The 22,407-nt window shown below is 65.8% G+C and carries 16 protein-coding genes; 8 read left to right on the top strand and 8 right to left on the bottom strand.

The window, feature by feature from the left end:
* Nucleotides 1-4 precede the first annotated feature (4 nt).
* Both J7360_RS09935 and J7360_RS09930 read right to left on the bottom strand, forming a co-directional pair.
* Nucleotides 5-982 (bottom strand): hypothetical protein, encoded by a 978-nt coding sequence (locus tag J7360_RS09935; protein ID WP_057662461.1) that lies wholly within the window; start codon nucleotides 980-982, stop codon nucleotides 5-7.
* Nucleotides 983-1,295: 313 nt separating this feature from the next.
* Nucleotides 1,296-2,177 (bottom strand): outer membrane protein assembly factor BamD, encoded by an 882-nt coding sequence (locus J7360_RS09930; protein ID WP_005915798.1) that lies wholly within the window; start codon nucleotides 2,175-2,177, stop codon nucleotides 1,296-1,298.
* Between the two features lie 120 nt (nucleotides 2,178-2,297).
* On the opposite strand from J7360_RS09930, the gene rluD reads away from it, so the two are divergent.
* From rluD to J7360_RS09910, 4 genes are read left to right on the top strand one after another with little or no spacing between them, the layout of a single operon-like run.
* Nucleotides 2,298-3,293 (top strand): 23S rRNA pseudouridine(1911/1915/1917) synthase RluD, encoded by a 996-nt coding sequence (gene rluD / locus J7360_RS09925; RefSeq protein WP_003488615.1) that lies wholly within the window; start codon nucleotides 2,298-2,300, stop codon nucleotides 3,291-3,293.
* Nucleotide 3,294: 1 nt separating this feature from the next.
* Nucleotides 3,295-4,107 carry a peptidoglycan editing factor PgeF gene (gene pgeF, locus J7360_RS09920; RefSeq protein WP_209033768.1) on the top strand — a complete coding sequence of 271 codons (813 nt, stop codon included), beginning with the start codon at nucleotides 3,295-3,297 and terminating at the stop codon, nucleotides 4,105-4,107.
* A 20-nt stretch (nucleotides 4,108-4,127) separates the two neighbouring features.
* Nucleotides 4,128-4,634, top strand: a complete 507-nt coding sequence (locus J7360_RS09915; RefSeq protein ID WP_343237349.1) for a DUF4166 domain-containing protein — start codon at nucleotides 4,128-4,130, stop codon at nucleotides 4,632-4,634.
* Nucleotides 4,621-5,055 (top strand): thiol-disulfide oxidoreductase DCC family protein, encoded by a 435-nt coding sequence (locus J7360_RS09910; protein ID WP_057662452.1) that lies wholly within the window; start codon nucleotides 4,621-4,623, stop codon nucleotides 5,053-5,055. Before J7360_RS09915 ends, J7360_RS09910 begins: the two co-directional genes overlap by 14 nt.
* 212 nt (nucleotides 5,056-5,267) lie before the next feature.
* Here the strand turns inward: J7360_RS09910 and J7360_RS09905 are convergent, their stop codons facing one another.
* The 6 genes from J7360_RS09905 to J7360_RS09880 form a co-directional block, all read right to left on the bottom strand.
* On the bottom strand, nucleotides 5,268-7,136 hold the full coding sequence (locus tag J7360_RS09905) for a methyl-accepting chemotaxis protein (protein ID WP_209033766.1): 1,869 nt from the start codon (nucleotides 7,134-7,136) through the stop codon (nucleotides 5,268-5,270).
* A 725-nt stretch (nucleotides 7,137-7,861) separates the two neighbouring features.
* Entirely contained in the window at nucleotides 7,862-10,300 is a 2,439-nt protein-coding gene (locus J7360_RS09900; protein ID WP_176215047.1) for a glucose/quinate/shikimate family membrane-bound PQQ-dependent dehydrogenase, read from the bottom strand.
* Between the two features lie 667 nt (nucleotides 10,301-10,967).
* Nucleotides 10,968-12,335 carry an alpha,alpha-trehalose-phosphate synthase (UDP-forming) gene (gene otsA / locus J7360_RS09895; RefSeq protein WP_039568127.1) on the bottom strand — a complete coding sequence of 456 codons (1,368 nt, stop codon included), beginning with the start codon at nucleotides 12,333-12,335 and terminating at the stop codon, nucleotides 10,968-10,970.
* Nucleotides 12,332-14,110 (bottom strand): glycoside hydrolase family 15 protein, encoded by a 1,779-nt coding sequence (locus J7360_RS09890; protein ID WP_057662441.1) that lies wholly within the window; start codon nucleotides 14,108-14,110, stop codon nucleotides 12,332-12,334. The genes otsA and J7360_RS09890 overlap by 4 nt, the downstream gene beginning before the upstream one ends.
* 48 nt (nucleotides 14,111-14,158) lie before the next feature.
* The gene (gene otsB / locus J7360_RS09885) at nucleotides 14,159-14,917 is read right to left on the bottom strand and encodes a trehalose-phosphatase (protein WP_057662437.1); all 759 of its coding nucleotides are present in this window, start codon (nucleotides 14,915-14,917) and stop codon (nucleotides 14,159-14,161) included.
* Between the two features lie 345 nt (nucleotides 14,918-15,262).
* A complete protein-coding gene (locus J7360_RS09880) occupies nucleotides 15,263-17,698 on the bottom strand; it encodes a TonB-dependent receptor (RefSeq protein ID WP_057662435.1) in 2,436 nt (811 codons plus the stop codon).
* Between the two features lie 221 nt (nucleotides 17,699-17,919).
* Here J7360_RS09880 and J7360_RS09875 point away from each other — a divergent pair, with 221 nt between their 5' ends.
* The 4 genes from J7360_RS09875 (at nucleotide 17,920) to J7360_RS09860 (ending at nucleotide 22,330) form a co-directional block, all read left to right on the top strand.
* On the top strand, nucleotides 17,920-18,393 hold the full coding sequence (locus tag J7360_RS09875) for a DUF3574 domain-containing protein (protein WP_057662432.1): 474 nt from the start codon (nucleotides 17,920-17,922) through the stop codon (nucleotides 18,391-18,393).
* The gene (locus tag J7360_RS09870) at nucleotides 18,360-19,424 is read left to right on the top strand and encodes an FG-GAP repeat protein (RefSeq protein WP_057662427.1); all 1,065 of its coding nucleotides are present in this window, start codon (nucleotides 18,360-18,362) and stop codon (nucleotides 19,422-19,424) included. The genes J7360_RS09875 and J7360_RS09870 overlap by 34 nt, the downstream gene beginning before the upstream one ends.
* 138 nt (nucleotides 19,425-19,562) lie before the next feature.
* Entirely contained in the window at nucleotides 19,563-21,164 is a 1,602-nt protein-coding gene (locus tag J7360_RS09865) for a hypothetical protein (RefSeq protein WP_209033764.1), read from the top strand.
* Nucleotides 21,164-22,330: a lysozyme inhibitor LprI family protein gene (locus J7360_RS09860; RefSeq protein WP_033481129.1), complete on the top strand. Its 1,167-nt coding sequence runs from the start codon at nucleotides 21,164-21,166 to the stop codon at nucleotides 22,328-22,330. Before J7360_RS09865 ends, J7360_RS09860 begins: the two co-directional genes overlap by 1 nt.
* The last annotated feature ends 77 nt before the right edge of the window (nucleotides 22,331-22,407 follow it).

Here is a 22,407-nt window from a genome sequence, read left to right as displayed (position 1 = left end):
CCGGTCACTCGGCTGACGCAGTGGTTGCCGCTGCGCTGGCTGGCGGCTGGGCGAACCGCGTGAGCAGATCCAGGGGCGGTTTTGGTCGGGCCAGGTCGTACATCAGGCCAAAGTGGCCTTCAGGCCCCTGGATGGTGGCCTGGTCCAGTAATTCGTAGACATTCACCTCGGCCACCACGTCGGCATAGTTGTCACGCACATTGCGCAACAGCTGCGCCAGGCTGTCGTAACAGCCACGGTCACCTGCGCTGCCGCCAGTGGTGCTGCCTGTATAGATCTCCGCACAGTTCAGCTCGTTGAAGAACACCGGGGTGTTGTAGGTGCGCGCGGCAGTGCGCAGCTGGCCCAGATACAAGTCCGTCCAGTAACCGGCATCCTGGTAGAACGCGTAGTAGTGTAAGCTGATGTGGTCGAAGTTGAAGCCGGCCGCTTTGGCCTTTGCCAAAAACCACAGGGAGCCGTTGCGATCGCCCGGGCAACGCGCGTTGGCGCTGCGATCGTCGCTATTGCAGGCGGTGATGTTGATGGTGAAGCGCAGGCCGGCGCCCAGTTCGTCGGATGCCTGGCGCATGCCCAGGTACATCGTGGTCATTGCGGCGATGCGGGTGTCGGCTTCGGCGCGGACCAGATCCTGTTCGTTGCCGATTTCCCAGACCTTGATGTCTGTGGCATAGCGGCGTGCCAGCTGGTAGCCGATCTCGCGCGACATCGGGTAGACCATCGGGCGCAGGGTGATGCCGTACTTGCGCGCCAAGGGGACGAGCGCATCCAGCGTGGCGTAGTCGCGCGGATCGATATCGAACCGGTAGCTGCGCAGGTTGCGTGCTGCCAGCAATTTGAAGCGTGCCTCGGCCTGGGTCAGGGCGTAGCCGGGGCGGCTGTCGTGGGCGTTGACGCCGTAGACGATGGGGGCTGCGGTGGCGCTGGCGGTCACGGCCGTCAGCCAGAGCATGAGCAGCAAAGCGATGAGGGCACGAGACATGCGGCTTCCTTGGCTGGCGCTCGCAGGCAGTCGGAACTGGTTCGGGATGAGTATAGACAGCAGGCCCGAGGCATGAGGTGACCTGGGGCCGGTTCCAGGCAGATGCCGGCTCCGGCAAGGTTCCAGGATGCGCGCACAGGCTCCGGCAATGCGTTTGCGCGCAGGGCAAGCGACTGCACGCCGCAGGTGCGTTAGCGGCGGCAATCGCCGCCGTGTCGTCGTCGGTGTTGCACGTGCGGTGCTGCCGTCAGCATCGCCGCAACAAAAAAGAGGCCTTTCGGCCTCTTTTCGGTCATGCGCTGCGCCTGATATCTCAGTCGCGATTCATCTGCGAATTGCTTTGCCCGGTCGCGGCGGATTTTTCGCCGGCAAACGGGTTGAGCTTGCGGATGGCCCACGGGTATTTCGGCCAGTTGCCGGTCAGCCACGGGTGCTGCGGGTCGTTGAGCTCCAGCACGCGGCGTGCGTCGGCTGCCAAGGTCTTGTTGCCCAGGTGCGTGTAGGCCTCGGCCAGCACTGCGACCGCGTCGTACTGGAAGGCGCTCTGCGGATAGGTTTCGAGCAGGTAGTTGGCACGACCGGCGGCCGACACCCAGGCATCGCGGCGCAGGTAGTACAGCGCGTTGTCCAATTCATGCTGGGCGAAGATGTCGCGCAACTCGATCATGCGCTTGCGTGCGTCGGCGGCGTAACGGCTGTTGGGGTAGCGATCGGTGACGGTATTGAAATCGTTGTAGGCCTGCTGCGGCGAAGACAGGTCGCGGCGGCTCGGGTCCAGCGACCACACGCGGCGCAGGAACACCGTGTCGCGGTTGCTGTTGGCCAGCCCGCGCAGGTAGTACAGATACGAGATGTTGCGGTGGGTCGGGTAGGTACGGATGAAGCGGTCGACGCTGGAGACGGCGTCGTCGTGCTTGCCGGCCTTGTACTGGGCGTAGGCGGTTTCGATCATCGCCTGCTCGGTGTACGGGCCATACGGGTACTGGGCGATCAGGCGCTTGTAGCTGGCTTCGGCGCCGGCCCAGTTGCCTTTCTCCATCAGGTTATGACCCTTGCCGTAGAGCTGCTCGACCGGCATGCCCTCGTCGGGATTCTTGTCCTTGGCGCCGCGGTGGCAGCCGGTGACGACGAACGCCATGACCAGCATGAGGGCAATCAGGCGCGCAGGCGCGGAAAACGTGGACCGTCGGATCATGGGTCTGGGCAGGACGCATCAGGAAAACGAAAGCGCGATGATAGCCTAGTGGCCTGTCCGGCGACTGACTCCCGCCGCCCGGACCCCCAAATTCCCGCTTTTGCCCGAGTGCCCGTGTCCATGTCCGACCCATCTGCCGAACCCCTCGACCCGTCCATCCGCCAGGCGATCGTGCCCGACAACGCCGCCGGACGCCGTTTCGACGCAGTGCTGGCCGAGCTGTTCCCGGAATTTTCGCGCTCGCGGCTGTCGGAATGGATCAAGTCCGGCGATGCGCTGCTGGACGGCGAAATGGCGCGCCCGCGCGATACCTTGCGCGGTGGCGAGAGCGTGCAGGTGCAGGTGGTGCTGGAAACCCAGACCCACGCTGCGCCGCAGGACATCCCGCTGAGCGTGCTGTACGAAGACGAGCAGGTGCTGGTGATCGACAAGCCGGCCGGCCTGGTGGTGCATCCGGGCGCCGGTAATCCGGACCGGACCCTGGTCAATGCGCTGCTGTTCCGCGACCCGGCGCTGGCCTCGGTGCCGCGCGCCGGGGTGGTGCATCGCCTGGACAAGGACACCAGCGGCGTGATGGTGGTAGCGCGCACCGTGCAGGCGCAGACCGCGCTGGTGGAGCAGCTGTCCGCGCGCGAGGTGCATCGCCAGTATCTGGCCGTGGTGGTGGGCGCGCTGGTCTCCGGCGGCACCGCCAATGCCCCGATCGATCGCCACCCGCGCGACCGCCTGAAGATGGCGGTACGCGACGATGGCCGCGATGCGGTCACGCATTACCGCCTGCGCGAGCGCTTCCGTGCGCACACCGCGCTGGAATGTCGGCTCGAAACCGGGCGTACCCATCAGATCCGCGTGCACATGGCGCACCTGAAATCGCCAATCGTCGGCGACCCGCTGTACGGCGGCGCGCTCAAGCTGCCCAAGGGCGCCACCGATGAGCTGGTGCACGAATTGCGCACCTTCAAGCGCCAGGCGCTGCACGCTGAAACCCTGGAATTCCTGCATCCGGTCAGCGGCGAGCCGGTCCGGGCCAGCGCGCCGGTGCCGGCCGATCTGCAGCGCCTGATGACTGTGCTGCGCGAAGACAGCGCACGCGCCGCCGAGCTGGCACGCCGCTGAGATGTCCATGGCTGCGGCCTTCATCCTGCCAGCCGACTGGCCGGCGCCGCCGCGCATCCGTGCGCTGACCACGCTGCGTCACTGTCTGGGCGGCTCGCTGCCGCCGTTCGACACGCTCAACCTCGGTAACCGCAACAGCGCCGAAGGCGATGTGCCCGAGCAGGTGGAGCGCAACCGAGCGCTGCTGGCCGCGACCCTGCAGCTGCCGAGCACGCCGCATTGGCTGCGGCAGGTCCATGGCGTGGACGTGGTGCGGCTGGATGCACCACCCGCTGCGCCCGATTCCGCCGAGCGCGCGGCGGATCAGCGACCAGGCGCGCACGAACCGGTCGCCGATGCTGCAGTGACGTCGGCGCCTGGCGTGGTACTGGCAATCCTCACGGCCGATTGCCTGCCGGTCGTGTTCGCCGCCGTCGATGGCAGCGAAGTTGCTGCTGCGCATGCCGGCTGGCGCGGGCTGGCTGACGGCGTGCTGGAGCGCAGCATGTCCGCAATGCGGACGCCACCGCAGCGACTGGTGGCCTGGCTGGGGCCGGCCGCGGGACCGCAGGTGTATGAAATCGGCGAGGACGTGTTCGACGCCTTCGTTGCGCACGATGCACAGGCGCAACGCGCGTTTGTCGCCACGCGCCCGGGGCACTGGCGGGTGGATCTGTATGCGCTGGCACGCCAGCGGCTGCAGCAGGCCGGCGTGCCGGCCGATGCGGTGCATGGCGGCGGGTTGTGCACCATTTCCGAGCCGCAACGCTTCTTCTCGCACCGTCGCGATCGCCGCAGCGGACGCATGGCCACACTGGCCTGGATTGTCCCCTGAACACGCCCCTGTTCGCCCAAGTGCTGGGGCAGGACGCGTTCGCGCAACTGCCTGCGCCAGTGCGCGCGCTGCACTCGGTGCGGCAGCGGCAGCGCTTTGCCGGACGCGCACAGATTCAGCGCGGTGGACATGCGCTGGTGCCGTTGCTGGCGCTGCTGAGCCGTCTGCCGCGTAGCGGCGAGGTGGCGGTGGAAGTGGACTTTCTGGCCGACACGCACGGCGAGCGCTGGCATCGGCGCTTTGACGGCATGCCGATGCATTCGCGGCTATGGCGCCATGGCGACAGCTTGGGCGAACACCTGGGTGCGGTGCGCTTTGAATTTTCGCTGCAGGCCGATGCGCAATCGTTGTATTGGCAGGCTACCGGCGTGTGGGCGTTCGGGATGATGCGGTTGCCTGCACGCTGGTTCCGGCAGGTGCGCTGCCGCGAGCATGCCGACGACGGCCGTTACGGGTTTCTGGTGCACGTGCAGTTGCCGCTGGTAGGACCGTTCATTCGTTACGAGGGCTGGCTTGAACCGCGCTGATCCATCGCCTGCTGCGCCGCCTGTGGGGCGCGCCACCATCGTCTTCGACGGCGTGTGCCTGCTCTGCAATGGCTGGGTCAAATTCCTGCTGCGCCACGATCGGCGTGGGCGCTATCGCTTTGCTGCCATGCAGGGGCAAGCCGGGCGCGCACTGTTGCAGCAGCACGGTCTGGACCCAGACGACCCCCTGTCGTTTCTACTGGTGGACGCCACCGGTGCCTGGACCGACAGCGACGCGATCGTGCGCGTGCTTGCGGGATTGGGCGGACTCTGGCGGCTGAGTGGGGTGCTGCGCCTGGTCCCACGTCGCGTGCGCGATCTCGGCTACCGGCTGATCGCACGCAATCGTTACCGCTGGTTCGGCCGCAGCGATCACTGCCTGCTGCCCACGCCCGAGCAGCACGCGCGGTTTCTGGACTGACGCAGTGCGCCCGGCATCGGGGCGCTGGCCTGAGGTGCGCTGCATCGCATCGCATTGCGATGCAACGCAACGCAACGCGAACCTACGCAGGAACGGGGCGATGCTGCGCCTCGCTCGGCTGGCCTCAGCAGCGCAGCTGTTGATGGATGGCATTTCTGCCCAAACCCGGTCGCGCCCGGGTGCGCTCCTACGAATCGCCAAGCATGCCGGGCTTATGCCGCGTTGTGGAAGCTGGCGCGCGCGAGGTTGGAGGTGCTCGGGCGGGTGTCGGATTGCAGGCGGAAGATCGAGACCGCATCGGCCAGTTCCACCGCCTGTTCTTCCAAGCTGCGCGCGGCGGCGGTGGCTTCTTCCACCAGCGCGGCGTTGCGTTGGGTGACCTCGTCCAACTGCGCGACCGTGCGGTTGACCTGCTCGATGCCACTGGACTGCTCGGCGCTGGCCGAGGTGATCTCGCTCATGATGTCGGTGACGTGTTTGACCGAGCCGACGATCTCGCGCATGGTCGCGCCGGCGCGGTGCACCAAGCCCGAACCCAGCTCCACCTTGTCGGTGGAATCGGCGATCAGCGTCTTGATTTCCTTGGCCGCATCGGCCGAGCGCCGCGCCAGGGCACGCACTTCCGAGGCGACCACCGCAAAACCGCGGCCCTGTTCGCCGGCACGTGCGGCTTCCACTGCGGCATTGAGTGCCAGGATGTTGGTCTGGAACGCGATGCCGTCGATCACCCCGATGATCTCGCCGATCTTGCGCGAGGCGGTGCTGATCTGGCCCATGGTGGCGACCACCTCGTCCATCACCTGGCCGCCGCTCTGCGCCACGTCGCCGGTGCCGACGACCAGGCGATTGGCCTGCAGCGCGCTCTCGGCGTTTTGCTTCACGGTGGAGGTGAGTTCTTCCATCGAGCTGGCGGTTTCTTCCAGATTGGCCGCCTGTTGCTCGGTGCGCTCGGAAAGATCCATGTTGCCGGCGGCGATTTCCACCGCGGCCTGGCGGATGGTGTCCGATGCGGTCTGGATGCCGCCGATGATCTCGGTCAGGCGGGTGACGGTCTGGTTGGTGTCGTCGCGCAAGCGCGCGAAGATACCGTGCGCATCGCCATCCACACGCTGGGTGAGGTCGCCTTCGGCCAGCGCGCCGATCACGCGCGCCAGTGCGGCCAGATGGGTTTCCACCGAGTCGTAGATGCGGTTGATGCCTTGCGCCAGGCTCAGCAGCACACCGTCCATGCCGTCGATCTGCATGCGACGGCTGAAATCGCCAGCGGAGGCGGCGTCGATGATCTGGATCAGTCCCTGCTCGGCATTGACCTGCGCGGTGACGTCCATCCACTGCGCGATGGTGCCGAGCTTGGTGCCGTCGGCGGCGATGATCGGGCTGTACACGAAGTCGATCTGGCGGCCGAAGAACGGCGCACGCACGGCCTTGGAGGCATTCAACGCGCGCATGCGGTCGATCGCGGCCTGGCTGTCGGGATAGATGTCGCCGATGCTGCCGCCGACGAAGCCTTCGGCATGGAAGCTGGGGCGGAAGCTCTGTACATCCGGCTCGATCAGCTTGAGCATGGCGAGCAGTTTGCGGTTGGCAAACAGCACCTGGCCATCGTCGTCGGCGATGCGGATCATGGTGTCCAGATCGTCCAGCGCCTTGATCACGAACTGGCCATGGCGCAGGCCTTGCTCCATCACGTCGATGCGGATGGCGAGCTTGTCCTTGGCATCCTGCAACGCATGCAGCAACGGCGCGAGGTCGCCGGAGGCGTTGCGCAGGTCCAGACGCTGGGTGCGTCCTTCGCCGATCGCCACCGCCGCGCGCATTGCCTGCTGCAACTGGCCGTCGTGACGCCGGCGCGACCACCACCAGAGCCCGGCGCTTGCCGCGCCCAACACCAGCAGGGCGGGCAGCACGCGTCCGAGCCCGCTCAGGAAGCCGCCGGGTACCAGCGTGGCGGCATAGCAGGCCAGCAACGCCAGCAGCGCGATATGTGCAGCGGCGGGCAGCCATGCGGTCCAGGTAGCGCGCGCAACGTGCCGACCGGCAGGCGGTTGGGCAACGGGGGCGGCATCGTGTGCAAGCGACATAGGCTGAGTCCAGCTGGGTGATCTGAGAAGGGGGAGCGGTATCGGCAGTCCATGGCCCGCAATGGGGGTATCGGCGGCTGAGTCCGAATCATGATGATGTGAAGGCGCCGTTCGTCGGAATGTGGCAACCAAGTCTCGAAATGGCGGGATGTCATTGATATGGAAGCGATTTCAGTTCGTCAGGGTATGTGCGTCGGGTGCGATCAAATGCGCCCGCGCGTCAATTTGATTGTAAATTCCGCGTGAAAAATCTCTATGCGGGTCGAATGCCCTGCAATGTCGGCGAACTGCGATTTAGGGTGGCCAAACCCCTCCGGAAATGGTGCGGGTTGGCTTGTCGACCTGCGCGGGCTCTGGATTGGCACCCACACAGGCCTTTGGCTGCTGCATGGGGGCGCCGGCCTCGGAGGTTGGCGTGTATCCGGACGTCCGCGACGCAGGTTTGACAGCCAACGCACGTCGGTCGCGCGTCTTGCGCTGGGCGGACATCCCCGACTTGGACCCCATGAGTCTTGGCCGCACCGGGATGCGCGCGCACAAAAAAACCGGCCGTCTCGCGACGACCGGTTTGATTGATGCGTCCGTCGGCCCCGGGCCGACGGCAGGTTGCCTATGCGCCAGCACGCAGCCAGGCGGGTGAGGCGCAGCGGCCGATGCAGTGCAGACTGCATGCGCTGATGCGCCTCAGCGCACTGCCTGGCCGCGCGGTGCGTGGAGCGCGGCCGTCACTTGGCAGGCGCGGCCTGCGCATCGTCCGGCAGGGCCCAGGCAATGACGCTGTCGCCCGACTTGGTTTCCATGCGGTCGTGTCCACCGACGGCAGCCACGATGTACTGCTTGCCGTTGATGGTGTAGCTCATCGGCGCTGCCTGCGGGCCGGCGGGGACGCGGGTCTCCCAGACCTGCTTGCCGGTGCGGCTGTCGAAACCGCGCATGAAGTCGTCCAGGGTCGCGCCGATGAAGGTCACCCCGCCAGCGGTGGCCAGCGAGCCGCTGTTGTTGGGCGTGCCGATCTCGAATTTGGTCTTGGACGGGATACCCATCGGCCCCTGGTCGTAACCGGTGCCCAACGGACGGCGCCAGATCACCTGCTGCGTGCGCAGGTCGACACCGGCGATGTAGCCCCACGGCGGTGCCACGCACGGGGTGTTGAGCGGCGACATCCACGGCTCCTTGCGTGCGCCGTAGGCCAGGCCCTTCTGCGCCATGTAGCCGGGCGTCTTGCTCTTGCCGTCGAACACTGAGACCACGCCCAGCTCGTCCATCTTCTGGCGGGTATACACCTGCAGGGTGTAGGGCAGGCGATTGCTGTTCATCACCATGATGCCGCGCTGCAGGTCCACCGAAACGCCACCCCAGTTGATGCCGCCGTGGTTGCCGGTGAAAGCCAGCGACCCCTGCAGTGTGGGTGGGGTGAACATGCCTTCGTAGCGCAGCTGCTTGAACTGGATACGGCACACCAACTGGTCGAACGGGGTCATGCCCCAGGCATCGGATTCGATGATTTTTTCGAACTCGCGGCTCGGCGCGCCCACGGTGTTGGGCATGCCCGGCGAGATCGGCTGCGTGGCAGCGGTCCAGTCACCGTGGTCGGTTCCCTGCGGTACCGGGATCTGCTTGACCGGCATGATCGGCTCGCCGGTGGCGCGGTCCAGCACGAACACCTGGCCGGACTTGGTCGCCTGGATCACCGCAGCACGCGTGCCGCCGCCAGCGACCGGCCAATCGACCAGGTTCGGCTGCGGGCCGATGTCGTAATCCCACAGGTCGTGATTGACGGTACGGAAATGCCAACGCTCCTTGCCGGTGGCGGCATCCACCGCAACCAGCGAGGCGGTGTATTCCTCGTCCTGCGGGGTGCGGCCCTTGCCGAAGAAGTCGCCGGACGCATTGCCGGTGGGCAGATAGACCAGACCCAGCTCATCGTCGGCGGCCATCAGCGACCACACGTTCGGGGTGGAGCGGGTATAGGTCTGGCCGGCCGGCGGCTCGGCGGTGATCGCCGGGTTGCCCAGGTCCCAGGCCCAGCGCAGCTGGCCGGTGAGCGCATCGAAGCCACGCACCACGCCGGACGGCGCATCGCCTTCCTGACCATCGCGGACCTGGCCGGTCGGCTGGATCACCACGCCGCGCATCACCACCGGCGGCGAGGTCGGGCCGACGAAGCCCGGCTTGGTGTTGCCGGTGCCCGCATTCAGATCGACATAGCCGTTGTTGCCGAAGCTGGTGCACAGCTTGCCGGTCTGCGCGTCCAGCGCACCGAGGCGGCCATCGACCATCGGCCAGAAGATCCGGGTCGGGCACTCGGCGGTGCCTTCGGGTGCCTGGTAATACGACACGCCACGGCAGGTGGTGGCAGCCACACCCGCCATCGCCTTCGGGTTGGTCTGCGGATCGAAGCGCCAGCGCTCCTTGCCGTTGGCTGCTTCCACCGCGATCACCTTCTGGGTGGGGGTGCAGATGTAGAGCAGGTCGCCGACCTTGAGCGGGGTGTTCTGGAAGGCGTAGCCCAGCTTGGAATCCTTGGGCTTGAGATCGCCGGTGTGGAATTCCCAGGCCACCTTGAGGTTCTTCACGTTGTCCGGGGTGATCTGCGCGCCGGGGGTGTAGTGGTTGGACAGGTTGGAGCCGGCATAGGAGGTCCAGTTGCTGGCGTCGTGGTTGGCCGCGACGTTGCCGTCGGGGCTGGGCACGGTGCCGCGGCTGAAGGCCGTTGCGTTGTCGGCCGGCAGCGTGGAGGCATTGGCCAGCTCGACATTGCGCGGCATCAGCAGCGGCCACAGGATCAGCGCCGCCCCCAGGATCGGCAGCACGCCAGTCACCAGCGCATAGCCCGGCCCGGATAGTGGCTGCATGCGACGACGCGCCACACCCCAGAACGGCAGCAGCACCAGGCCGAGCACCGACATCATGGCCAGGCGCGGCACCAAGCCCCAGCCATCCAGGCCCACTTCCCACAGCGCCCAGGCGATGGTGCCGGCCAGCGTGGCGCCAAACAGCCACAGCCCGGCGCGCTTGCCCAGCGCGAGCAGGACGCCCGCCAGGAACAGGGCAATACCCGCGATCAGGTAATACCAGGAGCCGCCCACGGCCACCAGGCGGCTGCCCTGATAGGCGAGCACCGCGCCGAGCACGGCGATCACCACGGCATAGGCCACCAGCAACCAGGTGCCTAGCCCACGTTTTGAGGATTGATCAGTCATTTTGAGATGTCAGGAAGGACTCAGGCACCAGCGAGCGGTGGCGAGTCGTGGAGGGAGAGCGATCGCAGGCGCCAACACGCGGCCCAGGATCTAGATACGAACGTCGAACGCTATGAACGCGCAGCCCCTCCCAGGGTCCTCAGCGCTAATCATGCAAATATTTTAGACCCCCGAACGCCCTTTGTCCGTGACGGAATAGGAACCAGCGTTCCAACCTGCACGTTTGGCACCGGTAACATGCGGATCTTGAACGCCTCGCGAAGTGCGTGCGGTACTTGCACAGCCGTCGGCGACATGCGCTGCTGCTGAGCGCGACTACGATTGAAGAGCCGGATGCAGGGGCGCACGTGGCGTTGCGTGTGACTGCCGCGTCGATCGCAGCTGCAGACTGTCGACGTGCGAGGTATTCACCCCTTGCGCGTCGGGGCAGCTTGGCCAGACGCCGCAGCCGCTCAATATGGCTGCGTCACGCATTGGCCAAACGCCGCAGCTGCTCAATATGGCTGCGTCACGCAGCGCGTCTCTGGAAAATCAGAACTTCAGTCTGATTGCGGCCGCACCCACGTCCGCATTTCGGGCACCGTCTCCTTTATCGAGGAGAACAATGGCTGGTGGGAAAAGGTTTGCCCTACACCTCAGACAGCGCTTGCAGATAGCGCTGGCGCCAGTGGTTGATATTGTTCTTGCGCAGGTGGTCCATCATTGCGTGCCAGCGTTCGATGCGGCTTGCCAGCGGCATGCTTGCTGCTGTGGCGATCGCGTCGGCCACGCCATCCAGATCGTGCGGGTTGACCAGCAGCGCTTCCTTCATTTCATCGGCTGCACCTGCAAACAGCGACAACACCAGCACGCCCGGATCTGCCGGGTCCTGCGCAGCCACGAATTCCTTGGCAACCAGGTTCATGCCATCGCGCAGTGGCGTGACCAGGCATACCGACGCCGCGCGATAGAAGCCCGTCAGCGTGGCATGGCTGAAGTTCTGGTTGACGTAGCGCAGCGGCGTCCAGTCCGGCTCCGCATGTCCGCCATTGATGTGGCCGGCGATCTGTTCGAGCTGGCTGCGCAATTGACGGTATTCGGTGACATCGCCGCGCGAGACCGGCGCGATCTGCAGATAGGTCAGGCTGCCGGATTGATCCGGGTACCGCTCCAGGTAGCGCTCGAAACCCTGAAAGCGCTCCGGCAAGCCCTTGGAATAATCCAGGCGGTCCACACCGATGGCCAACTGACGGCCACGCAGGCTTTCGCGCAGATCGCGTACCGCCTGCTTGCCGGCAGACGCCTTGGCCTGGTGGGCAATCAGGTCGGTATCGATCCCGATCGGGAACGAAGAAGCGGTGAAGCGGCGCCCACCCGGGCCTTCCACCAGATCGCCTTCCAGAATGCGGCCGCCGCCGAACAGGCGTACATAGGCCTTGAAACGTTCGGCATCGCGCTGGGTCTGGAAGCCGACCAGGTCGTATGCGTAGAAGGTACTGAACAGGCGCGCGTGATCGGGCATGGCCTGCACCAGATCGGCCGATGGCATCGGTACGTGCAGGAAGAAGCCCATCTTGCAGCCCACGCCCAGCTCGCGCAGCATCGCGCCGAGCGGGATCATGTGGTAATCGTGGATCCACAGCGTGTCGCTGTCTTTCAGCAGTGGCGCGAGTTTTTCGGCAAATAGCCGATTGACGCGCAGATAGCCTTCGCGGGTGGCACGATCGTAATCGACCAGATCCAGGCGGAAGTGCAACAAGGGCCACAGCGTGCGGTTGGCGAAGCCGTTGTAGTACGAATCGATGTCGCGCTTGTTGAGGTCCATGGTGACGAAGGTGATGTCGCCTTCGGTCTGCTCGTGCATGCCACCGCTGTCGCCGCGCACGGTCTTGCCGCTCCAGCCAAACCACATGCCACCGCGCTCCTTGAGCGCTGCCAACAAGCCAACCGCCAGGCCGCCGGCGCGGTTTTCGCCAGGCACTGCAACACGGTTGGATACCACCACCAAACGACTCATGACGCCTCCTGCCAGCTCCGCGACAAGCGCATCGCTGCGATGATCAAGCCAACATGCGAATAGGTCTGAGGGAAGTTGCCCCAGGCTTCGCCGTCCTCGAACGATAGATCTTCCGACAGCAAGCCAAGGTGATTGCGGCGCGAAAGGATGCGCTCGAACAATTCACGCGCCTCGTCTTTGCGCCCGATCGCGGCCAGTGCGTCGATGTACCAGAAGGTGCAGATGGTGAAGCTGGTTTCCGGCTCACCGAAGTCATCCGGTGCGATGTAGCGGTATAGCGCATCGCCGTGCTTGAGCACGCGGCCGACCGCCTCGACCGTGCGCACGAAGCGAGTGTCGTCATTGGCCACGATCCCGATATCGGCCAGCAGCAACAGCGAGGCATCGAGCCGATGGCCGCCGAGGGTATCGGTGAAATGGCCGCGTTCCTCGTTCCAGGCCTCGTTCAATACGCGCTCGCGGATGCTGTCGGCACGTTCGCGCCAGTAGGTGCTGCGCTCGGGCAGCGCCAGCCGGTCGGCAATCTTGGACAGGCGATCGCATGCCGCCCAGCACATCGCGGCGGTGTAGGTATGCACTTCGGCGCGGCCGCGAAATTCCCACAGGCCGGCGTCGGGCACGTTATGCAATGCATAGGCGCGCTCGCCCAGCGGTTCAAGCCGGCGGAAGGTGTCCGCATCGCCTTGATCCTTCAGGCGCAGGTCGAAGAACAGCTGGGTGGACGCCAGCACCACGCTGCCATAGACATCGTGCTGCTGCTGGATCCATGCCAGGTTGCCGCGCCGCACCGGACCCATGCCGCGGTAACCGGCCATGGTGTCAACTTCGTGTTCTTCCAGCTGCGATTCGAAGCCGATGCCGTACAGCGGCTGCATGGTGCCGTCGGTGGTGGCGATATTGAAGATGTAGCCGATGAACTGCTCCATCGTGCGGGTTGCGCCAAGCCGGTTGAGCGCGCGCACTACGAAGGCGGCATCGCGCAGCCAGCAATAGCGGTAATCCCAGTTGCGCGGCGTATTGGGCGCTTCCGGAATCGAAGTGGTCATTGCCGCGATGATCGCGCCGCTGTCTTCGTACTGGCACAACTTGAGCGTGATCGCGCTGCGAATCACCGCTTCCTGCCAGTCCAGCGGAATGGACAGGTAACGCACCCATTCGCGCCAGTATTCTTCGGTGCGTTCCTGCGCTTCCTGCACGTAACCGGTGAGCGAGCGGGTCAGCGATTCGTCCACGCCCAGCACCAGGCTCACCGGATGGCTGAGCACGAACGGCAGGCCGTCACGTACGAAGCGCACCGGCACATCGGTGGTCAGGCGCAGGGTGAATTCCGGCAACACCCAACGGATGTGATTGCTGCCCCAGGTGGTGTCCGGCGTGCGGCCGCCCCAATCGGCCAGCGGGCGGGCGCGCACGATGATGCGTGGGTTGCCGCTCAGCGGACGGATCTGGCGAATGATGCTGACAGGCCGATAGAAGCGCCCGTTATTGCGCCAGCGCGGCGCAAAATCGATGACTTCCACCTCGCCGCCCTTGCTGTCGCGCAACACTGTGCGCAGCACGGCGGTATTGGGCAGGTAGTGCTGCTCGCTGCTGGCGAAATCTTCCAGTTCCACGGCGAAGTCGCCGCCTTCGGTCTTGGGCGAGAGCAGCGTGCAAAAGGCCGGGTCGCCGTCGAATGCCGGCAGGCAGCTCCACACCACACGTGCCTGCCGATCGACCAGTGCCCCGAAACTGCAGTTGCCGATGACGCCCAGATCCAGGTTTGGCTCGGTCATGGAGTGCAAACGATCCTGTTGAAGTGAAGGAGAGAAGGTGCGCTGTGCTCAGCGATTGCGTGCATTGCGCTGCAGCCACGCGTGGACGTCGGCGGTGCCATCGACGCGAAAGCGCGCGCTGGTCTGGGCGCGATTGCCCACCAGCACGCTCCAGCCGCCGAGCCGGTTGGCGGCGTCGAAGCCGAATTCGTCGGTGAGGTCGTCGCCGACGAACACCGGCGTGCGGCCGGCGAAGGTGCCGTGCTGCATCAGCTGTTCGACCGCCAGGCCCTTGTTGCTGCCCTCGGGAACGAATTCCACCACGTGGTCGCCGGGCTGCAGGCGATAGCCGGAAAGCCGTGCGATTTCCTGCTGCGCGAAGGCGAGCACCTCGGGGCCGGCCTGCGGCCGGGCGCGCCAATGCAGCGCCACGCTGGCGCCCTTGTCTTCGACCAGCACGCCCGGGTGTTGGTGGGTCAGCGCCGCGGCGCGTTGATGCAGGCCGTGCAGCCACTCGGAGCTGTCTTGCGGCATTGCCGCGCGTGCCGCCAGATCGCTGCGCAGTTCATGCCCGTGCAGACCGGCGGCCGGCAGCAGCAAGGGGGCGAACAGAGCATCCAGCTGGGCAAGTGGCCGGCCGCTGACCAGCGCAACGGCGCCCTTGAGGCGCTTGCTCAGCAGGCCGATGGCCTCGCGCACTTCGGGCAATAGCTGCACCGCCTCGGGGCGGTCGGCAAAGTCGATGAGGGTGCCGTCCACGTCCAGGAACAATGCACATGCATCGTCCAGCAATGGCGGCGACGGTAGGGGGGGATGCGCGTCTGCCATCAGGCCAGTGTGCGCAAAGCGGTGTGAGATTCAGGTTATGGAACGGCGGGGATTGGGGAGTCGGGATTGGGGATTCGTGCAAAGCAGGGCGCGCCAATCCCGATCGCGAACCGCCTTTGATGGCGTTCGCCATGGCCCTGCCAGTCAGTTCCGCTACCGTCTTGGGCACCGGGTATGCATGGCAGGGCCACGCCTGCCAATCTCGAATCTCCAATGCCAACGATTGCCGATTGCCTGGACGGTGTCGTAGTGGAGGCAAGGCCAATCTGGATTAGGGATTAGGGATTCGCAGCAATGCTGCTCATGCCAATCCCGAATCCCGAATCCCGAATCCCGATTCCCGCATCAGAAGCTGTACCGCACCCGCCCATACCAGTACGCGCCGTTGCTGCCGATCGGCGAGAGCACGTCGTAAGGGAGGTTGCCGAAGTAGGCGATGTCGTCGATGGAACGGTCCGAGTAGTTGTCCAGGATGTTCTGCCCGCCGATGGCCAGCGTCCATTGCGTGCCCAGGTGATATTCGGCTTCCAGGTCCAGTTGCCACTCGGCGCCGTAAGTCTGGCGCGGTACGAAGTCGCCGCCGAAATCGAACACGCGGGTGGCGCTGCCGTAGCGGTTGACGCGCGTCTGCAGGTTCCAGCGCTCGTTGCTCCAGTTCGCGGCAAGCGAGGCGCGGGTGCGCGGTGCGGCGTCGGTAAGCGTATTGCTTTCTTCCACGCCGAACAGCACGTACTCCGGGTTCAGTGCGAGCAGCTGGGCCGGGGTGGCGATGATGTTTTCCAACTCGGTCTTGGCGTAGCTGTAGGTGCCGGTCAGCAGCAGGTCGCCGCCAAAGGCGTACTGACGCCAGTTGGCGACCAGCTCGGCGCCGCGGGTGCGGGTGTCGGCGGCATTGAGGAAATAGCTGGCGCTCTGCACGCCGGTAACGCCGTAGTTCTGCTGCACGAAGCTGGTCAGCGCATCGCCGGTGATGTCTTCGGACAGCGCAATGCGGTCGTCGATATCGATCTGGAAAAAGTCCAGCGACACGTCGAAGTGATCGCCCAGCTTGCTGGTGAAGCCCAGGCTGTAATTGACCGACTTTTCCGGCTTCAGATCGGTGGCGCCCAGGCCGCGCGCGATGGGGTTGTTGACCGACAACAGGCGCCCCTGGGTCAAGCGGCCGGCGGCGTCGTAACCGGTGGAGGTGGCTTCATACCCGATCTGGCTGAGCGAAGGCGCGCGCACGTTGTTGGAGATGGCACCACGCAGCGCAAAGGCCGGTGCGAACGCGTAGCGTGCGGCCAGCTTGCCGGTCCATTGGCTGCCGAAATCCTGGTAATGCTCGTAGCGGCCGGCCAGGTCGGTGGAGAACTTGTCGCCGAACTGGCTGGAGACGTTGGCGTAGGCGCTGGCCACGTTGCGCGACAGGTCGGCTTCGTCCTGCGGGGTGAGCCCGCCGCCGGCCTGCGAGCCGGTGGGACGATCGGTGAACGGGCCGGCCGCGTAGCTGGCGGGGTCGCCGGCGTGGGTGCGGTATTGCTCGCGGCGGAACTCGGCGCCGGTGCCGAAGGTATGGGTGGCGCCGGCGGCGTCGAACACGCGGGTCAGGTCGAGGTTGCCCACGGTCTGCGCGAAGGCGAAATCGCCGGTCTTGAAGCGTGTGGGACTGCCGGGCCCCAGCGATGCATTGAGCGAGTTGCGTAGCCGGTAGGTGAAGTCGTTGCGGCCGTAGTTGACGCTGGCGTCGTAATCCCAGTTGCCCCACTGCCCGCGCGCACCGGCCACGAGTTGCAGGTCGCGATTCTCGCCTTCGGAAATCGGGCGGTAGCCGTTGGGGTAGATCTCGCGCCAGTTGGCGCTGCTGTCCGGGTAACGGAAGTAATTGGCGCCTTCGGTATCGCGCTGGTTGTAGGTGCCGAAGGCGTAAAACTCGCCGCTGGCGCTGAACGGAACCTTGGTGTTGAGCCAGGCATTGAGGCCCTTGGTGGCGCCATCGCCGAGCACGTAATTGCGCTGGCCCCGCAGCGCCAGGTTGGCCGGGGTCTGTTCTTCGAACGAGGGAATCTGGTCGAAGCCGGCGCGGTTGGTTGCCTCGCGGTTTTTCAGTTCCAGGCCGACCTTGAAGAAGCCGCCGTCGTCGCCCAGCAGCGAGCCGACCTTGGCGCTGGCGTAGCTGGTCTGGCCGTCGGTGACACGACGGTCGATCGGCTTCACATCGGTGTTGTAGGCGCCGAAGTTGGCTTCCAGTTCGCCGCGCTCGGGGTTGTCGTCCAGGATCACGTTGATGACCCCGGCAATCGCATCCGAGCCGTATTGCGCCCCGGCCCCGTCGCGCAGCACTTCGATGCGCTTGATCGCGTTGATCGGGATCGAATTGAAATCCACCGGCGTGGTGCCCTTGCCGATCTTGCTGTCGGTGTTGACCAGCGCAGAGGTGTGGCGGCGTTTGCCGTTGACCAGCACCAGCACCTGGTCGGGTGAGAGCCCGCGCAGCTGCGCGGCGCGGATATGGTCGGCGCCGCCGGAGTTGGACTGACGCGGGAAGTTGAACGAGGGCAGCAGCGCCTGCAGTGCGCTGCCCAGCTCGCCGTTGACCACGCCGGCCTTGCGGATGTCTTCGGCGGTGAGCACGTCCACCGGCACGGTCGATTCCAGTACGGTGCGGTCGCTGGCACGGGTGCCGGTGACGATCACGGTGTCCAGGGTGGTGGCGCCGGCATCGGCCTGCTGGGCTTGCGCGTTGGCGCTGAGCACGGCGGCGATGGCCAGGCCAATCACCGAAAGGGTGGGGCGGGTCATGCTGTTCTCTCTCCTGCAACTGCAACGCGCCGCGCGGTCGGCATCCGGCCGGGCTGGGCGCAAAGAGGGCGGATTGTCCACATTCATCCGGATGGAAAGATATTATCGCGTTGTTCAGGCCGGCGCGAGATGGCACAGTCCGTGCGCGCCGGCATGAGCTGATATCAGCCTTGCATGAGCCTGCCCCAAATCCTGTCCCCCGATCTGTTGTGGAGAAGTCGATGAAGTTGCTGCCGTCTTGCCTGCTTGCCGCCATGTTGGCGCTGACCGCATGCGCCACCACGCCCGGCACCGCGCCGACCGCGACCACTGCCAGCCTGCAGGGCGATGCAGCGCGGCCGGCGGCGGCACGGGGTTGGGTGCGCAGCGAGCTGTATTTCGGCGTCGGCGAGGAATCCGGCCCGGCCGACCGCCCGCAGACCCGCACCATCGACGAAACCCAATGGCGCGCGTTTCTGGACAAGGAAGTGACTCCGCGCTTCCCCGATGGTCTGACCGTGTTCGACGCCTACGGCCAATGGTTGTTCCGCGGCGCCAAGGAGCCGAACCGGCTGGGGACCAAGGTGCTGGTGATCCTGCACGAAGACACCCCGCAACGGCGCAGCGACATCGAGGCGATCCGGCTGGCCTGGAAGCAGGCCACCAGACACCAGTCGGTGCTGTGGTCGCGGCAGCCGGTCGAGGTCTCGTTCTGAGTCGGTGGCCTGGCTTGCGCACTGACAGGTCCGTACAGGTGCCGGCCACCACGCTCGCCGGCGTTGGTGGTCGTATGCCGCGCGTCCTCCGGCGCGGGCGGGTATCGCATGCGTCGTCGGGGAGCGCGTATCTGCGCACCGTTTCTGGCCAGCTGCGCATGCGCCTTGGCGCGTTGCAGTTGCCGTCCATGCGCACCGCGTGCGCACTGTTGGTTGCGATGGCAGGCGGGCTGGCGTTCGGCGCTGCGGCAGACGACACAAGTCTTCGTTTAACGCTAGATGCGCACACCCATGCGACCGCCACCTTGGTCGGCCAGCGCCTGCATGTGGTGCTGTCTCCCGGCGATGCCGAACAATGGTTCGACGCGAATGTGGACGATGGCGAGGGCGGCGCGCAGCTGCGCAGCGACGACTACAACTTCGATGGGCGCCCGGATCTTGCGGTGTCGGCAATGCTGGGTCAGGTCAACGAGGCGGTGTGGGTCTTTGTGTTCGATCCTGCAAAGCGCCGCTTTCATGCGCTCGCTGCACCGACGCGGCCGACGGTGCAGTGCGAAGGATTCTTCAATCTGGTTGCGGATCAACAGCAACGCAGCCTGACCAGTTCCTGCCGCAGTGGGCCGATGTGGTACGCGGATGTCTACCGCTACGACGCTGGCGGGCGGTTGTACGTCTGGCGGACGCAGCAGCGGATCGAGTCGCCGCAGATCCAGACCTTGCTGGATTCGGGAAGCGAGGATGGCATGCCGTTATCGGTGTGGCCGATGTACGACCCGCGCGGCACCAAGGTGGCAAGCGAAATCGGCACCACGCTCGAAGAACCCATGCCGGTGCAACTGCACGTACAGGTGGCGCGTTTGCCGCTGTACGCCACGCCGACGGCCACTGCCAGCAAGCGCTATCTGGTGCGCGGCGATCAGGCCGATGCGCTGGACGTCAGCGCCGATGGTAGGCGGCTGCAGGTGCGTTATCGCAGTGCCGGCCGCAGCGACAGCCTGGGCTGGATCGATGTGGATGCAGCGATGCAGTAGCGGGCGATGGCGCCGGGCTGCCTGCTCACGGACAGCCCGATGGCCTCTGGCCACGACACGCTCTGATCCACCGCGCCGCTGTCGCCCTTGCAATGCAGCGGCTACCATCGGCCGACCCCCCACGCTTGTTTGGTTCTCATGTCGGCTCCCTCTTCGCGTCCTGCGGCTGCGCCGCGCTGGTTCGTCGCTGGCGATCTCAATGGTTTCTTCGGCCTGGTGGTCGACAACCTGTCCATCCTCGGCTTCATCGCGATGGCCTTGGTCGGCATCTTCCAGTTCCCGGCCGAGGTGGTGTTCGCGCGCATGTTCCCCGGCACCGCGTTCGGCGTCTTGGTGGGGAATCTCCTCTACACCTTGATGGCGCGGCGGCTGGCCGCGCGCACCGGGCGCGACGACGTCACCGCCATGCCGCTGGGCCTGGACGCGCCCACCAGCATCGGCATGGCGCTGCTGGTGCTCGGCCCGGCATTTGCCGGTTTCAAGGCGCAGGGGCTGGACCCGCAGGCCGCCGCGATCGCCACCTGGAAACTCGGCATGGCTGCATTGGTGGTGATGGGCCTGCTCAAGCTGGTGCTGTCGTTCGCAGGCGAAGCGGTGACGCGCGCGCTGCCGCGTGCGGCCTTGCTCGGTTCCATCGCCGGTATCGCGCTGGTGCTGATGGGCTTGTTGCCGCTGCTGGAAACGCTACGTTCGCCGGTGGCCGGCTTCGTCACCCTGGGCCTGCTGCTGTACGTGCTGCTCGCCAAGGGCCGCCTCCCGACCAAATTGCCCGGCGTGCTGGTGGCGTTCGTGATCGGCACCGCGTTGTATTACGGGCTTGGCCTGGCGGGATTGGGTGCCCCCGGCTTCGCCTTGCCGGCGTGGAATCCGCCGCAGATCGTGCTGCCTCTGCCGACGCTGGGCTTTATCGACGGCCTGCCGGCCACGGTGGCTTACCTGCCGTTGCTGTTGCCGTTCGGCTTGTTGATGGTGGTGGGCGGCATCAACGTCAGCGAGAGCGCGCGTGCGGCCGGCGATGATTACCGCACCCGCGACATCCTGCTGGTGGAAGCCCTGGCCACGCTGGTGGCCGGCGTGTGCGGCGGCGTCGCGCAGACCACGCCCTACATCGGCCAGCCCGCGTACAAGCACATGGGCGCGCGCTCCGGTTATACGCTGCTGACCGGGGTCTTCGTCGGGATCGGTGGCATGCTCGGGGTGATCAGCGGCTTGGTGCAATGGCTGCCGCTGGCCGTGCTGGCGCCAATTATCGTGTACGTCTCGATCGACATCACCACCCAGGCATTCCAGGCCACGCCCAAACAGCACGCCGGCGCGATGGTGCTGGGCTTTTTGCCCTCGGTGGCGTACCTGTTGACCATCAAGGCGCCGGGCTGGATTGCGCCGGATCAGCTGGTCGCGCTGACCAGCAAGGTCGATGGCCACGGCCTGCCGGAGCTGGCAGTGATCTTCGCGCTGGGCAATGGCTTCATCATCACCGCGATGCTGTGGATCGCCACGGTGGCGGCGATGATCGATGGCCGCTTGCGACGCGGCGCGGTCTTCCTGCTGGTGGCTGCCGGGCTGACCCTGTTCGGCCTGATCCACTCGGTGGACCCGCGCGGCGGCATCTATCTGCCGTGGTCGCTGCAAGGCCTGGCGCGGGTGATCAGCTGGCAGTTCGTCGGTGCCTATGTGACCCTGGCGGCGACGCTGCTGTTGCTGTCGCTGCTGCCAGCGCGCAAGGAGGCGTTGCAGTGATTGATCGGATGCCGGTTGTGCGGTGCATTGTGGGCGGTGCGTTAGTGCTGAGTGCTGGCGCCGCATGGTCGGCGTCGTTCGACTGCAAACAGGCGGGGACGCCGGTGGAAAAGCGGCTGTGCGCCGTGCCTGCGCTCGGTCAATTGGACGATCAACTGGATGAGGCGTATCGCGGCGTGCTGGACACCGCGCCGCGTGCCTCGCTCACCGCAGTACGCGATCAGCAACGCGCTTGGTTGCGCCAGCGCAATGCCTGCGCGCAGGACGCCAAGGTGGATGACTGCCTGCAACGCAGTTTGAAGGCCAGGGTCGATGCGCTGGGCAAGACACTCGACGCCCAGCAGCAAACGCTGGACCGCATCATCGCCAGCATCCCGAAAACGCCAGCGGACGCTGCGCGCCAGTTGCAGGGCTACGACGCGCCGCTGGCATCGGCATGGCTGGCGTATCTGCATCACTTCGTGCCTGCCGCAGGCGTGGATGCGGCGTTGGCGAACGCGCGTTTTGAAAGCGCACGCAAGGCATTACGCAAGACCGACGATTTCGCAGCGTCCTTGCTCGACGATGTGGATGGCGCGCCTGCCATGCAACAGCAACAGCGTGTGCTGACCCTGTTGCGCATGTGGATCGAGCGCGAGGATCGTTCCGAGCGGCCGTACGTGCATTGCTTCATTTTCGCTGCAGTGGGCGAGCCGGCCTATGACGCGTTCGGTCCGCTCTATGGCTCGACACGCGACAGTTTCGCGCCGATCTGCGAGCCGCCTGGTGGGCTGTTCGCGCGACCGAGCTGGAAACAGCTGGATGCCGGGTTCGCAGGGCTGATCGAAGCCTTGAGCAAGGACGCGGGCACCATTCGCTACGCCAGCTACGCGGAGTGGCAAATCATCGCGCTGCGCGCTGCCGTGTCGCCGGCCTTGTATCTGCAGCCGGAATTGCGCAAGCGCTACGGCAACGATCCGGATCAGGCGATTGCTGCGTGGTCCGGCGAGGACAGCGACTGGCCGGTAGCCGAGCGTAACGCCATGCGCACGCTGTTGCCCAAGGTGCGCGCAGAGACAGCCGCCTGGCTGGCAAGCGAAAAGCGCATGCCGGCCAGGCAAGCCGAACAGGTTGCCGCTGCCATTGTCGCGGCTTGGGTGAATGCGCGGTTGGATTTCGCGGGCTAAGGAAGGTCTGATCAACTCACCGCAGATGCGCGACACTATCGCCTTATGTAGAGGATTCATCCATGCAGCTGACGTTC

This window comes from Xanthomonas sp. D-99 (assembly GCF_017746145.1).
In the GTDB taxonomy this organism is placed as follows: Bacteria; Pseudomonadota; Gammaproteobacteria; order Xanthomonadales; family Xanthomonadaceae; genus Xanthomonas; species Xanthomonas cissicola.
Note: the sequence above shows the minus strand (reverse complement) of the source record. Positions and strands in the feature narration are given on the sequence as shown.

What these genes read in the sequence shown, in the direction of transcription:
- J7360_RS09880 (WP_057662435.1), bottom strand. Translation starts at nt 17,698, where the DNA reads ATGACCCGCCCCACCCTTTCGGTGATTGGCCTGGCCATCGCCGCCGTG.
- J7360_RS09935 (WP_057662461.1), bottom strand. Translation starts at nt 982, where the DNA reads ATGTCTCGTGCCCTCATCGCTTTGCTGCTCATGCTCTGGCTGACGGCC.
- J7360_RS09865 (WP_209033764.1), top strand. Translation starts at nt 19,563, where the DNA reads ATGTCGGCTCCCTCTTCGCGTCCTGCGGCTGCGCCGCGCTGGTTCGTC.
- otsA (WP_039568127.1), bottom strand. Translation starts at nt 12,335, where the DNA reads ATGAGTCGTTTGGTGGTGGTATCCAACCGTGTTGCAGTGCCTGGCGAA.
- otsB (WP_057662437.1), bottom strand. Translation starts at nt 14,917, where the DNA reads ATGGCAGACGCGCATCCCCCCCTACCGTCGCCGCCATTGCTGGACGAT.
- J7360_RS09890 (WP_057662441.1), bottom strand. Translation starts at nt 14,110, where the DNA reads ATGACCGAGCCAAACCTGGATCTGGGCGTCATCGGCAACTGCAGTTTC.
- pgeF (WP_209033768.1), top strand. Translation starts at nt 3,295, where the DNA reads ATGTCCATGGCTGCGGCCTTCATCCTGCCAGCCGACTGGCCGGCGCCG.
- rluD (WP_003488615.1), top strand. Translation starts at nt 2,298, where the DNA reads ATGTCCGACCCATCTGCCGAACCCCTCGACCCGTCCATCCGCCAGGCG.
- J7360_RS09875 (WP_057662432.1), top strand. Translation starts at nt 17,920, where the DNA reads ATGAAGTTGCTGCCGTCTTGCCTGCTTGCCGCCATGTTGGCGCTGACC.
- J7360_RS09930 (WP_005915798.1), bottom strand. Translation starts at nt 2,177, where the DNA reads ATGATCCGACGGTCCACGTTTTCCGCGCCTGCGCGCCTGATTGCCCTC.
- J7360_RS09905 (WP_209033766.1), bottom strand. Translation starts at nt 7,136, where the DNA reads ATGTCGCTTGCACACGATGCCGCCCCCGTTGCCCAACCGCCTGCCGGT.